General features: G+C 59.3%; 7 protein-coding genes. 3 read left to right on the top strand and 4 right to left on the bottom strand.

The features are described from left to right. Positions 1–96: 96 nt before the first annotated feature. Entirely contained in the window at positions 97–2,856 is a 2,760-nt protein-coding gene (locus LMTR3_RS13280; protein WP_065745428.1) for a hypothetical protein, read from the bottom strand. A gap of 1,078 nt (positions 2,857–3,934) precedes the next feature. On the opposite strand from LMTR3_RS13280, the gene LMTR3_RS13290 reads away from it, so the two are divergent. Next, positions 3,935–4,633, top strand: coding sequence for a secretin N-terminal domain-containing protein (locus tag LMTR3_RS13290; protein ID WP_141686575.1), 699 nt, complete (start codon positions 3,935–3,937; stop codon positions 4,631–4,633). 2,012 nt (positions 4,634–6,645) lie between these two features. On the opposite strand, the gene LMTR3_RS13300 is transcribed toward LMTR3_RS13290, so the two are convergent. Beyond that, entirely contained in the window at positions 6,646–8,070 is a 1,425-nt protein-coding gene (locus LMTR3_RS13300) for a M16 family metallopeptidase (RefSeq protein ID WP_065745431.1), read from the bottom strand. Next, positions 8,067–9,479 (bottom strand): M16 family metallopeptidase, encoded by a 1,413-nt coding sequence (locus tag LMTR3_RS13305; RefSeq protein WP_176721901.1) that lies wholly within the window; start codon positions 9,477–9,479, stop codon positions 8,067–8,069. Before LMTR3_RS13305 ends, LMTR3_RS13300 begins: the two co-directional genes overlap by 4 nt. Positions 9,480–10,599: 1,120 nt before the next feature. On the opposite strand from LMTR3_RS13305, the gene LMTR3_RS13310 reads away from it, so the two are divergent. Then, a complete protein-coding gene (locus LMTR3_RS13310) occupies positions 10,600–10,809 on the top strand; it encodes a hypothetical protein (RefSeq protein ID WP_065745432.1) in 210 nt (69 codons plus the stop codon). A 729-nt stretch (positions 10,810–11,538) separates the two neighbouring features. On the opposite strand, the gene LMTR3_RS13315 is transcribed toward LMTR3_RS13310, so the two are convergent. Continuing rightward, complete coding sequence (locus tag LMTR3_RS13315; protein WP_065745667.1) at positions 11,539–12,969, bottom strand: DUF1521 domain-containing protein; 1,431 nt, start codon at positions 12,967–12,969, stop codon at positions 11,539–11,541. 1,007 nt (positions 12,970–13,976) lie between these two features. Here LMTR3_RS13315 and LMTR3_RS13320 point away from each other — a divergent pair. Further along, positions 13,977–14,264 carry a hypothetical protein gene (locus tag LMTR3_RS13320; RefSeq protein WP_065745433.1) on the top strand — a complete coding sequence of 96 codons (288 nt, stop codon included), beginning with the start codon at positions 13,977–13,979 and terminating at the stop codon, positions 14,262–14,264. Positions 14,265–14,512 lie beyond the last annotated feature (248 nt).

Below are 14,512 nucleotides of genomic sequence, written 5' to 3' on the forward strand. Positions count from 1 at the left end.
GCGCGCGAGATCGTCGGAATTCGCAGTTTCGTTGCCATGGGATGTTGGGCGCATCGAAAACGAAGAACTCGGGGACTCCCAGCCCAAGCGCGTTCTTCAGTCACTTTGAGGGTGATAGATGAGATAAACGACGTGGCCGGATCCCAAGATCGCGTTACTTTGCCTGCTCCTCAACTCAGCCGTGTAGAGTTCACCGTGTATGGTGAACTGCATGCGCCGGTTCTGCGGGGTCGGAAGTAGGTTCCACGTGTTCAGTATGTACATCATGCCGCTGTGCGAGACCTCTCGGCCCTGGCCTTGATTGTCCCAGCGGCTGTGGTTCCAATCGTCGCCGAGAAAAGGTCCGATATCCGGTAACTCCGCTCGGCGGCGATAGGCCCCTGATGATCCGGGAGACGACGAGCCGGCGCCCCGCACCGGCTGAGCATGGTCACGCAACTCGGACCGTGTGATTGGATTGAGATCAACCAGTGATTCAACACTGACATAAATGTCTGAGGGAGCGCTGGCCGACGACGATGACGCAGGCTCGTGGAGCGGCTGACGGGATCTCCGGACTTCACTCATCTGGCTAGCGCGCGGATGATGGATGAGTTGAACGTCGCTGCGTCCTCCCGGTCCCAACGTGGCCGAGTAAAGCTGACTCTCGATGGTGAACTGTGTTGGGCCGAACTGATTCGGCAAGAGACCGATGTTACCGAGTATGTCGATCAGGGCGTCCGAGGCAGGTTGGGAACGGTGGCGCCAGTTGTCGACCATATGTCCGATTTCCGGTAGCTCTTGAGTGGGCAATGATGGCCCGATGAACGACGGTGGTCTGGCGATACCACGCGCCGGCGCAGAGTGCGCATAGTCACGCAACTCAGACACTGTGGGCGCATTCGGATCAGGCACTGGCTCAAGGCCGCCGTAGATGTTTGACGGCGCAGCCCTGGCAGACGACCATGGCTCGGGTTGTTGCACCTGTTCCCTAAGCCAGTCCCAATAGCTGGGCCGCGAGCCACGGTACGGCGTGGACGACGTCGGAGTGGGTTCTTGCATCTGCTCTCTGAACCAATCCCAAGCTCCCGTGCTCGGGGTAGCCGGCGTTGCCGGAAGCTCCTGATACGAGCTGGGCTGCAGGCCACGGTTTGGTGTGGGCGATGGAGTGGGTTCTTGCATCACTTCCCTAAACCAATCCCACGCTCCCGCGCTCGGGGTGGCTGGCGTTGCCGGAAGCTCCTGATACGAGCTGGGCTGCAGGCCACGGTCTGGTGCGGACCATGATGGAGCTGGTTCTTGCATCACTTCCCTAAACCAATCCCACGCTCCCGCGCTCGGGGTGGCGGGCGTTGCCGGAAGCTCCTGATACGAGCTGGGCTGCAGGCCACGGTCTGGTGCGGACGATGATGGAGCTGGTTCTTGCATCACTTCCCTAAGCCAATCCCACGCTCCCTCGCTCGGGGTAGCGGGCGTTGCCGGAAGCTCCTGAAACGAGCTCGGCTGCGGAGCGCCTTGCCCGGCGAGCGAGCCCGCTTGTTCCGGTGGACCCAACCCCAGCGCTTGGTTCGCCTCGACAGCTTGTTGATATTGCCGGAGCCTTGGCAACGCCGTCCTGAGAAGATTGCGCAAGCGAACGTCATCGCCCGCAAACTCGTCGGCCTCGGCACGTAAAGCCTCTAGATTCTCAACTCGACTGGCGATTGAGGGCTTCTGTGTCGCCTGAAGCCAGGCGCTGAACTGGCGGAGTGCCCACAGGTTCACGCCGATTTTCGGGGCCACCTCGTTGAATCCGAGAAAAAGCGTCTCGTCATCCGCGCTGGGGGAAACTTCCGGAGACGGGAACGGCTGCGGCGCGTTGGCGCGTTGGCGGTAGTTCTGAAGAAGATTCCACGCGCGTGGAAACTCTCTAAGATACGAGCCCTTCGCAGAGTTAATATAGCGGTCTCGCTCCTTGGGGCCAGCCTGAGTAATGCTCACCCCGCGCTCGTTGAGCCACCTACCGAAGCTGTTAAGAGCCCGACGGTACTCCTGCATGGTTACCGCCGCAAAGCCGCGCTTAACGCCTTCGTCACACGCAGCGTTGATGAGCGCCTCGTCCTCGGGGACGAGAGCCTCGACCCGCCGGCCGCCCCGCGGCAACGTCATCACCGACGCTCCGACTGCGGTGACGGGAGCCTCAACCGGCCGGCCGCCTCGCGTCAACGTTGTCACCGGCGCTCCGACTGCGAATTGCTCGAGCCTTGTCAACGCTGCCTCGATACGAGCGCCCAAGCGAACATCATTGGCCGCAAACTCGTTCCCCTCGGCACGCAATGCCTGAAGATTCTCTAGTTGGCTGCTGATTGGTGGCTTCTGCTTCGCCTGAAGCCAGGCGCTGAAGTTGCCCAGTACCTCTAGATCCCTTCGGATCGTGCGATCGCTTGGTCCGCTTTTCTTGGCTTCCTCGCGGATCGTGCCATCGCTGGCTCGGCTTTTCTTTGATGCCTTGCGGAATCTAGAAAAAAGCTCCTCGTCCTGGCCATCGTTCTCGCGGCTTCGCTTGGACGGTACTTCAGTCGAACGGCCGAAGGGAGTATGGGGTATGTCTACGCTTTGGCGCGTGCTGCTGAATGAGTGGCCCTGAATGGGCGGCACCTGCATCGAACCGCCGACATCAGTGCGCCGAATCGCTTCACCTTCGTCTGCGGTTTGCCCATCAGGCGAACCCGCTTCTGCGGAGCTCTCATAAAACGCACTGTGTTGCAGCTCGCTCAGCTGCTGCTCAAACCTCGCTTGCTGGCTCGTATTGCCCGGTTCTTGCTCCTGCTGCTGCAGCGGGGCGTTGTACGCCTGAAACTCACCAGGGCTGAATGGGTTGATGTTGTTGCGGTCCACTCTAATCGTCCTTGAGAATGCCGATTGTGCGCAAATCCGCCAGCTCAGCTCGGACGTGTGCACGGTTCAAGGCAGGGAGGTTTCAACAGCAAATCTCGTTGTCCAATCGAAAACAGCAACAACAAGAAATTGGCGCAGCTGCAAGCCGCGATCCTCCGATTACATCGAGCCCATCCGACTACACGGAGAACCGCGCGCAGCCACGTTCATTGCATTTGCGCTCGCTAGGCGGCCTCGCCCTCGAGAATCCGGTTCTCATTTTAGGATGGTTAGCTTTCTAGAAGCTGACGAGTTCTCAGGATGATTCAATTGTGTGGTTCTGCTTCGTCTGCACTGAAGAGCGGTGACAGCGAAAGGCATAACGGTTTACCCGCGACGAGCCAATCCTACTCGACGATGGGCTAATGCGCGATTATCTCGCGTGGCGACATATCTATGACGGGAGCTCGCTTCACCGATCAAGCTCCGTCACCAATGGGCGCACCAAGGAGGTGTCACGTCCTTGGACGCACCATCGGCGCATCTTTAGCGCGCCGATGCTGATGGCGGCTTTGGGCAAAACTGGCTGGTATCACTCGGTCCGAACCATCCCAGGCGAGCACATCTGCCGACAGATGGACCTGTATTGCTCCGATATATTGCAGAGAGAGAGTGTCTGGAAGACGCGCTCGCCCACCGGACTCGCCTGTATTATTGCAATGGTGAACTTCCGATACTGGCAGAATCAATGCCGATCTATCTACGACTGAGGAGGCAGCGTCTTGAATCGAAGCCACGCCAGCTGAACAAAAGTCTACTGAAACTGGCTCTGCTGTCCGATGGCTGCCGGCTGGCAGAGCCCGGATAGACCGTCGGCAGGGTTCAGAGAGATCGGCGTAGCGCCTAGCATGATCGAAGGTGTCATTGGTTTGGCGCCGATGAGACACGCCGTTGTTAAGAATGATGATCCATACCGTAACGAGGCGAGCTGACCGCAAGCTGACGAACGCGCGAGCCATAAGGCTATTTAAAGATCACGTTTGGCTTCCAATTTAGGCGAACTCTTAATAGTTGTTCTCAGGCCGAAGGGACTTTGGGAATGCTAAGCCGACGCACGATCCTGAACATTTTGAACCGAGTTGCGGGCGCAGGAGTTTTCCTTTGCACCGGGGTACTCACGGCATTTGGGGCTCCGCTCTCGCTGCCTTCGGCACCTTATAGCTACACGGTTCTGGATCAGGACCTGTCTGCCGCACTGCTGGAATTCGGTAACAACCTCAATATCAGAATAAACGTAAGCGCCGAGGTGAAGGGTCGGATTCGCGGGCGCATGCCAGATCTGCCAGCACGCGAGTTCCTCGATCGTTTGACCAATCTCTACAATCTTCAATGGTACTACGATGGGCTCGTGCTGTATGTATCTGCTGCAAATGAGGCGCAAAGTCGTCTGCTTGTGTTGAAGCCGATCAGCTTCGATGCGTTCAAAGCGACGCTCGATGCACTCAACATCTCCGACGAGCGCTATCTTGTGAGACCGGCACCAGGAGATGGCCTCGTCCTGGTTTCTGGTCCACCACGTTTCATCGCGCTCTTGGACCAGACGCTCAACGGCCTTGTAGCGGAGGCGCAGACGCGGCCGCACGCTGCCGTCGAAAAGCAGCCGCGGGAATCGGTCCTGAAGTTATTTCGTGGCTCCTCAACCACGGTCGTTCGCGATGGACGACCGGAAGCTCCCTATTCTTCCGACGCGCCGCGTCAGGACAGCATCGTGCGCGAGCCTGCGCCAGGCCAGAGATGAATTAGAATGCGCGGCAGCTTTCGGCGGAGGTCAATGCCGTCTCCATTGGCTCATTGCGAATCCTTTTGACGCTCGTCAGCTTCTCGAAAGCTCACTCTCTTAGCATGAGAGAGCGGATGTCTCGACGGCGATGCCGCCTATCCATCGTAATGGAGATGCACGTCGGGCACCCGATGCTCTGCCGGTAGCTCGGAGGCTGCACTCCACACGAGCCTTCGAAACGGTTCTCTGGAGGTCGCAATGCAAATGGCCTTCGTCGAACTAGGGCTCGAGCCAAACTTTCAAAGGAGGAACAGGATGGATTTCAACTCAATCAGCCCAACGAACACGAGCCCGCAGCCCGATTCACCATCACCGGCCGCGGGCCCAGCGAGCTTTGAGCACCAGCTGCGCGAGTTCGAAGATAGTGCTCCGCCACCTGCTGCGGGGTCTCCCGTGCAGCAGGGCGAAGCCTACTCGCCATATCTGGACGCCGGGCATCCCTATTCGCAATATTTGGAGTCGGGGCATCCCTATTCATCACTGTTGGATTGGGACGATGATCTATATGCGCCGGCTGCGCCCTCCCCGGGGCCACTGGTGGCCGCCAGAGAAAGCTCTCCGCAGCCCGGCTCGCAGCAGCCGATTGCCCAAGCCATCGCGGAACTCCCAGAGTTTGATCCTGATCTGATTTGGCAGAATGTGGAAGCCGGGCCATCGCAAGCTGGACCGTCTCAGGCCGGGCCTTCGCAAGCCGGGCCCTCCTCGTCCGCCGGGGCTGCGCTGTTGGAACTCACAAATTTCATTCCCGGAAACGAGCGTCTCATAGCCGACCACTGGGTCTTCTTTCCCCATACGGCTTCGGATGCCCAGATCAACATACTAAGGAGGGCCGGCCTCTTGCCTAGCAATACCTCCCGGACCACAACTTTCACTATGCTGGGTATGCCCCACACAGCCGAATTTCGACAAGAGGGGGTTGTTCGTATCAAACCGTCGCTGGACGCAGGCCTTTGGCCTAGACAATCGCACGGCGACGCGCCCACCGGGTAGGCATTCCATAGCCTCGCGGCGGGGACATACTCGCGCCGCCAGCAGACCTTCGCGGCGTCGCCGACGGCAGGTGCACTTGGCGACGTCCTTTCTGGCCGGCGTCGACTATCTTGGCCATCTTGGCCTCCCGCCAAGATGAGTGTACTCAATCCATTAGTTATGCGCCCTTTCAGAGAATTGGTCAGGCATTGGCGGCTCAACGGAATACCAAGAGTCCACACGACCTAGCCGCAGGATCCGTGCCCACGTCACTGTATCGTCGTCTCAGCCGTGCGAAGCTTAGAGCGATGAGCGAGCATCTTCGGTCTAACTTGTATGGGCCTGCAGGAACGTGCCTCATCATTCCATGCTGTGCTTTTCCCTCGAACCTCAGATGGCGGCTCGAATTTAACCGACCATGCCGGCGTGAGCAGTTGCTCGATGCGCGGAGTTTGGCGCCGACACGACCATTGTCGAAATGAGTGACCTCGTTTGGCGCACGGCAAGAATTCGTTGCTTTGACGACATCGCCGCGACCCAACCCAACCGTGCCTTGAAACAGGCCAGCGTGTGGCCGTGCGGGCCAACGCAGGGCCCGATGACGAAGACGTCGAGAACTGCTTTGAGTTTTGCGCTCACGACAATGCCGGAAACGGCAAGACAGGGTTGTACCGTCCGAGGCAGCGCCCCCGGTATCCAATGCGAGCCAAAAAACGCAGTGCTCTCTCTGCCAGTTTTGGCCGATCTGACCTCCAGCCAGGAACACAGGGGTATCGACGACTCACCGTAAATCGACCGACATAAGGATCACTAAACGATCACCGGCCGTCGCCGCCTCCGACGTGCCTGCCGATATATCCTCTCGTCCGGCTCCACAGTGCTGGTCGGATCTTTACTGCCGGCCCGAGATCCGTCGCATTGACGGCACCGCTTGCCACGACCGCAACTGTCGCGGCCGCCAAAAAGAAGCTCAAGTCGCATGTCACCTCGCGAGCACAAAGTTAATTGGGTGTTGCCGGCGTTGCGGCTGATGGCGCGGCGCCTGGCTGTACTGCCTCTGGCGGCGGCGTAGTGGCCGATGGCGCGGTGGTCGACCGGGCTGCGGCCAGTGGGGAGCGGCCGACGATGACGGTGAGCAGACTCTGGCCCCACAGCCGCTGCGCTGCCTTCCCGGCATCCTCCAGCGTCACCGCATCGACGAGCGCGCTATGCTTCTCGATATAATCGATCGGCAGCTTGTCGAGCTGATACTGCAGCAGCGCCCGCGCAAGGTTTGACGAGGTATCGAGCGCCAGCATCTGCGAGCCCTTCAGGTACGACTTGGCGTCATCGAGTTCCTGCTGGGTCGGGCCTTCCTCGGCCATGCGGCGGACCTGCTTCTCGACCTCCTCGACCGTCTCGCTGGCGCGATCGGCCCGGGTGCCGGTATTGCCGACAAACACGGCGGAATGATCCATCCACAAGAGCGTCTCATGGACGGAATAGGCTAGCCCGCGCTTCTCGCGGACTTCGCGGAATAGCCGCGACGACAGCCCGCTGCCACCGAGAATTTGGTTGACGACATAGGCGGCCATGAAATCCGGCTCGTTGCGGCGGACGCCAGCACCGCCGAAGGTCACCACCGTTTGCGGCACGTCGAGCGGAATGAAGACGCACTGCGGCGCCTTTGCCGCGACCACATCGGCTACCTCTGTCAACTCCGCCTTGGCCGGCAGGCAACCAAACGTCTTGTCGAGCAGTCTGCCAAGCGTCTCTGGATCGACGTCACCCACCACCGCGATCTTGAGCGTGTCCTTGGCGATCACGCGGCGGACATAGTCCTTCAAATCGGCGACGTCGATTTTCGGCACGCTCTCGACGGTGCCTCCGGCCTGGCGGGCATATGGATGATCGTCGAAAGCGACTTCGAGGAATTTGCGATTGGCGAGCATTGAAGGATCGGTGGAGTCACGCCGAAGGTTCGCGAGCACCGCGGCACGGATCCGTTCTACATCGGGCGCATCGAAATGCGGCGAGGTCAGCGCCATCCGCAGCAAATCGAAAGCCTCGTCCTTGTTGTCCTTAAGCGTGCGCAAAGAGCCGCGGAACTGATCGCGCCTCGAGGTAAAGCTCAGCTCAATGGCGCGGCGGTCGAGCCGCTCGTGAAAGGTCTCGAAGTCGAGATCGCCGGCCCCTTCATCGAGCAGGCTGGCAACCATGTGGCCGACGCCGGGCTTATCTGTGGGGTCCTGGGTCGCTCCGCCGGCGAAGGCATATTCCATCGCGATCAGCGGAACGGTGGCGTCCTGCACGAACCAGGCTTCGATACCGCCGGGCGAGACCAGGCGCTGAATCCTGGTCACAGCAAGCGATGGTGCAGAGCCGAGCGTGGCTATCGCGAGCGAGGCCCCACCGAGGACGGCACGGCGTGTGAAGGAATAGGTCACGATCGCTTCTCCTCGCGTTTGGACGCAGAATCCTTGATCAGATAGCCCGTTACCGAACGTTTCTTGTCGAGCCATTGCTGCGCGGCCTTGCGCACCTGCTCGGCCGTGACGGCGCGAATGCGGTCAGGCCAACTTCGGATATCCTCAACTCTGAGCCCCGTCGTGAGCCCGCGGCCATACAGGATCGCAAGCATTACCTGATCGTCCTGAGCGTAGATCGCTTGCGCAATCAGCTTGGTCTTGACGCGCTCGAGATCCTCGGCGCGCGCGAGATTTTGCGCGAGTTCGGCGATCACCTCGTCGATCGCGTTCTCGATCTCGGCGAAGTGGACGCCGGGTTTCGGCGTGGCTGAAATCACGAATTGCGAGGGATCGAGCAAGGTGCCCTGGTAGCTCGCGCCAGTGCTGATGGCGAGCTGCTTGTCGATCACCAGCACACGGTAGAGATAGGAATTGGTGCCGCCGCCCATCACTTGCGCGAGCACGTTGAGCGCAGGGCTCTCGCCGGCGGCCGCTGTGGAAACCGATGGCACGAGATAATAGCGACGCCAGGTGGGCTGCTCGACGCGGGGATCGGAGAGCGTCACGGTGCGGGGTGCCTCGGGCGTCGGCTCCTGTGGCCGCACGCGCTTCGCGGGGATCGCGGGTTGCGCAGGAATGTCGCCAAAATTCTTTTCCACCATCGGGCGGATTTCCTTTGGATCGACATCGCCGGCGATGATCAGGATCGCGTTGTTCGGCGCGTAGAAGCGCTTGTAGAAGGCGAGTGCGTCCTCGCGGTCGAGCTTTTCGATCTCCTGCCGCCAGCCGATAATGGGGCGGCCGTAGGGGTGGTTGAGGTAAAGCGCCGCCATCATCTGCTCGGTGAGCCGCGCATCGGGATCGTTGGCGACGCGCATGTTGAATTCTTCGAGCACAACATCGCGTTCGGACAGCACGTTCTCATCTTGGAGAACGAGACCGGTCATGCGGTCGGCCTCAAATTCCATCATCTTACCGAGCTGCTCGCGCGGCACGCGTTGGTAATAGCTGGTGTAGTCCATCCCGGTGAAGGCGTTCTGGTTGCCGCCGACGCGCAGCACGGTCTGGGCGAATTCGCCGGGCGGATGCTTGGCTGTGCCCTTGAACATCAGGTGTTCGAAGAAATGCGCAAGCCCCGATTTGCCCGGCGCCTCGTCGGCGGAGCCGACCTTATACCATATCATCTGCGTGACGACCGGCGTACGATGATCGGGGATCACCACCACCTGCAGGCCGTTCTGAAGCGTGAAGGTTGCTGGTCGTTCCGAGGTGATTGTGGTCTGGGCAAGCACGCTCCTGTTTTCAGGACCGTTCCGGAGGCTAGGATTGCTGCTATTGTCCTTTTTGTATTCGACTTTGTTTTCGACCGCCAGCGCGGTGCGCGCCATTAAGGCCATAGCAACAGGGGCCGTGCCTAGCACCTTGGTTGTCACGGAACTCCAATTCTTCATGCCATCGCCTTTGGTCGCATCGAGATCCACATTCTGCAGCGGACGATCCCGACAAAGCAGGGGCGCCGCACGCCGTTGGCAAACAAGGGAGCAAAAGCCGGGCCAATCGCCTGATGCTTCCGCGCACAGGCCGCCGCGCAGGCAGCTGGACGAAAACGAAGCGCTTCGCCTGCTTTCTCTCCGAAATCTAAAGCCGCATTTGTTTGGTATCTGCCAACATGTTGCGAACGCGACGTTGCACACGAAAACCCACGACAACTCGCCGCCTCGCGTTCGTCTAAATCCCGCGACGCCACATGCGGCAGGCCTGATCTCGCGCCAGAGGCACTGCTCCACCGTTTCCCGGCCGCAGCTGGCGCCCGCCCAAAAAACATCCAAAAGCCTGTCGCGGCGCCGCGCGCTTTGACGCTACGAGCTTTGGTCCTAGCGGATTCGCGACAAGAAGATCATGTGGAAGGTTTCAGACCCGGCGAATTGATGCACCGCTTGTCCTGGTCCTCGCACCGCACCTTGAGTTCAATCAGCTCGCCCTCCAGCATCGGCCGCTGCGCCGTTCAAGTGCTACTTCAGCGACCTGCGAATCAGGTGCTCGCATCCATCGAGGATTTCACGTTCAGCCTCCTCTGCATCACAAACCTATTGGCTGTCCCCGGCAATGATGACGAGCGTGCCTTCATTCTTTGCTCGACCGTGCTCCACGGGTTCACGCAGCGTGTCGGCCTCCATCGTCTTCTTCCCCACAACTTACGTAGGTGCTTGAGCGCCTCAGCCAAGTCGGACGCCCCCTCCTGGCCACGCCGAGAGCTGCCGTCCGGAAGGAGCTCCTCTAATGAAAAGGATTTCCGCCGTGCTAGCGTCCGCCGAGACCGTCTTGCCCCACCTCAAAACTCTTCTCTGGCCAGCACTAGCTCTTCTTTGGCAGACCCCGACGCGCACCTGACGGAAGCTAGATGCGGTCTCCAAGGCTCATCATGAAACACACTGAGCCTCGTCAGCTTCTCGAAAGCTAATGTTGCTAGGATGAGAGAGCGAGTTATCTACAGGCGGTGTTACGAACATGAACGCAGGTGCACCCGATATCGGAGCAACGGGAAGCAATAACGGCGCGACTTTTGATGGAACCGAGGGGCCCGAAGAGGCCAACTCACAAGCCGCGCAACAACGCAAAGCTTTCGAAACGGCTCTTGGCATGATGGCAATGCGAATCGTCAGCGATGCGCAGGCCGATCTAGACTCTGCCATGGACGACACAGAGGAGGATGTTTGAATCGGCCCCGCCAACGAGCGGCGAACGGTTTATCCAAACAACGGTGGGAGAGAGGAAGGAGAGGAGCTTCTCCGCAGCTGGAGGATGCGCACCTCAATGGTGCCTGGTCGTTCAGATCGGTTGCGGCAAGGTCGGCGTGACAGTCCTTAGGGTTCTTGTCGCTCCGGGCACTCCGGTCATCCATATCTCGGTAGCCCAAGACGTCTGGTTCACATATCGAACGGACGCGCCTCGCGTCAGGCAATCGCGCATTTACAAACTTGCACGTCATAAGGTGTCTTATACGGGTGAGAGATCGAACAGGATCTTCATCTCCTCGCGCGCTGCATGGGGGCTGAAACGCGCCTAACGACTCGGCGCGTCGCTCTTGGCTGTAAACTCGATAAAATCGCGCATTCCTGCCGCGTGGTGTTCGCCGCCATGACGCACCCGGCCGCCGAGGCGTGTCCCTCTTGTCAATCAATCGACCTTACAATGGAACTACTGGCAGAAGCTGTGCAACGTCGATTTTAGGTTGGACCAGCTCTCGCCGGACGAGACGTCCCCACTCCTCCAGTCATGCCTTCGTTGCAGAATGTACCGGCAGAGATATGACAGCCAGATCATCGAAAACGTGAAAGCGCGCATGAAACATGGGTACCCCAAGCGAGGCGCCTGCCCGCTCGCGCTGAGGAGCATGGGAAAGCGGGCGACAGCGCCCGCTCCCTTTTTGAAGTGCTCAGATCTGCCTCACCCGGCGGCCTGCTCGTTGGCGTCAATGCTCGCCTGGTTGACCTGCCATCCGGATCTATCGACCCACCCTTGACCTTGCTCATATATCGTCTGCGCACCATCCGACGTCAGCTGATCGAGGGTTTGGCCAGCATTGGACTGCGTCACCTTCAGATTGTTGGCACCATCCTTGTCGTCACCGAGGCCCTCGACAACCATAGCGTTGTCGCCATTCGTGATGGTGAGCTTGGACGAAATGGTCTTTCCTTTGCCGTAGTCGACCGTATCCACGGTGATCTTCGTGCCATCATCGAGTTGCAGGGTCATGCCTTTCTTGAAATCAAAGTCGTCCTTGCCGTCTCCATTAGCGTCGACATGAGGATCGCCATGAATCTTCGAAACATGGCCGGTTTCGTTGTTGCGAACGGTCCAGGTGCCGTCCTTCTCGTCGGCGGTGATTGTATACTTATCGCCAAGGTGAATCGTTGCCTTGCCGTCATGGACTTCATGCGTCCACACCGGATTAGTTTTCGGTGGCGGGCTCTGGTTAAGCGCAACTGGGGTCATCGACACAGGCGGGGGAGGAGGAGCGAAAACTGGAGTATAGTAGTAGTACGATGGAGTAGCCAGCGGCTGAGGAGTGTACTGGGACTGAGAGCCGGCGCCTGGGGCGCGCCCCTCTTCACCAGCATCGATACTCGCCTGGTCCACCTCGCGCCCGGCGCCGTCGACCCACCCCTGACCTTGCTCATGGATCGTTTGTGAACCATCTGATGTGAGCGCATCGAGAGTGAGCCCAACGTTTGACTGCGTCACCTTAAGATTGTTGGCACCATCCTTGTCGTCACCGAGCCCCTCAACAACCATGGCGTTGCTGCCATTCGTGATGGTGAGCTTCGACGAGATGCTCTTACCGTTACCAAAGTCGGCCGTATCGACGGTGATCTTCGTGCCATCGTCGAGCTGCAGGGTCATGCCTTTCTTGAAATCAAAGTCGTCCTTGCCGTCTCCATTAGCATCGACATGAGGATCGCCGTGGATCTTCGTGACATGACCGGTCTCGTTGTTGCGCACAGTCCAGGTGCCGTCCTTCTCGTCCGCCGTAATTGTATACTTATCGCCGAGCTGGATCGTGGCTTTGCCATCACGGACCTCATGCGTCCACACCGGATCAATTGCGGACGACGGGCTTTGGGTCTGGGCGACCGACGCGAACTGGGGAGGCGGCGGCGGGGCGAGAAGGGTTGGAGCAACGTAGGCTGGACTGAGTACGGCGGGAGCGACAATCACGGGACTATTTACCGGCAGGTACTGGTCGGCCCCCACCGGGACGCCGGCAGCGCCGGCGTACTGCCCCAATGCGACGTTGAACATTGGAACGGCGGGCACGCCTTCAGGCACGAGCCCTACCGCCGGATTGAAACCGCCCACCACGGGAAGATACGGCATTTTCATTCACTCCTATTGCATTGAAGGAAGCGACAGACTGCGAGGACCACCCGCACAATCAACTTGGCACGTTGCGCCGAGGCCCTTCAAAACCAATCCCAGGTCACAGCCAGCAGCAGGCGCTCTCGCGCTTCTTGTTGCAGGTGACAACAGCCTTGATCGGCGGACCACTTCTCCCCCTTACCCCTCGGGAATCGGGATGCTCACGTCGAGCGTATCCAAGTCGCAGGAAGTGTATCCGGAGTACCTGTCGAAAAGCTGACGATAGGATAATCGCCACCAGCACATCAGCTTTCGTATCACCTGAATGTTAAAAGCATGTGATCGCGACGAACCGCTCCTCATTGGGCGTCGTAACAACGACATCTTTGGACGCGCGGCCGGCGAGCGACCACGTTCTCTGAAGGACACCGGTCGAGCCTCTCGCGTGAGTGCTCGAGACGGTCTTCAAGTGCCGTGGCCGGCCATATTCGGAACAGACACCTGTTCGAAATTAGTTTTGCTCATTGTTGCGAGGCCTAGCACTTGCACACGTCGCCTTTTATCCGCCTGATTGCTCGCTGGAAAATGGGCGCTACACCGTCCGCTTGCGTACTTTTGACTGACAAGTATCGACGCACCCCGCGGCCGGCGATATCTCGAGGACTTGTGGACGGCGTTACGACGCACCAGGCGATCCAGCCTGCAGTCATCTGCTCGGAGGCATGCTCGTTGAGGCCGACACCTGGCACAGCTCCACTGTCGCGGCGCGCTCCAGCACTACTCGGAGCACTTGACCTTTGAGATGCAAAACCTGCGGTGTCGCGTGCGCGCCAACGTCGGCCAAAATGAACCGAGAGTACCGACACATTGTTCGGCGAGAGAAAAATCGGGCCACCTCGACTCATTCCGCGGACTTTGTGAGACTCGTCAGCTTCTCGAAAGGTAATCCTCCTAGGATGAGAGTGCTGATCTCTAGGCGATGAGTCGTCGATTGAGCTTAGTAGAGATGAACACAGGAGAATGCGATGATTGGAGAAATGGTCGGAAGCGCGGCTGGTGGATGGCTCGGTGGACCGTCGGGAGCGGCGATTGGTTCCGCTGTCGGTGGGGTACTCGACCAAGCTTTCGAGAAGGTTATCCACAAATTGGAGCCTGAGAAGGCTGATGCTGACAAGGTCGCCAAGGACAATGGCCCTGCCGCAGGAGGCGCCCCCCAGTGCAACTACGGCAACGGCGAATTGACTCTCTTGAATGGCGCACCAGGCGCGCATGTAATGATTTCATTTCCTGCCGTCGTCACGCCAGCTGGTTAGGCGTGAGGCAGGTCATCAGTAGCAGTCACTTCGAAACAGAAAGGTGAGTCGATATGGTTTCTCCAGTTGGCGGTTCCCCCGCTGCGTCTGAAGTTGCGACGAATCAGCAAACCGGTGCTACCGGGGCTGGCGATTTCGCGGCGCAGCTCGCCGAGCTCGAGCGTGTCAGCAAGCAAGCTCAGGCCAACAGCATCGTGATGCGCAGAATTACGACCGAGCTCTCGTCCGAAAAGAAGGTTGCCGACGAG

It is taken from the genome of Bradyrhizobium sp. LMTR 3, from assembly GCF_001693485.1.
GTDB lineage: Bacteria > Pseudomonadota > Alphaproteobacteria > Rhizobiales > Xanthobacteraceae > Bradyrhizobium.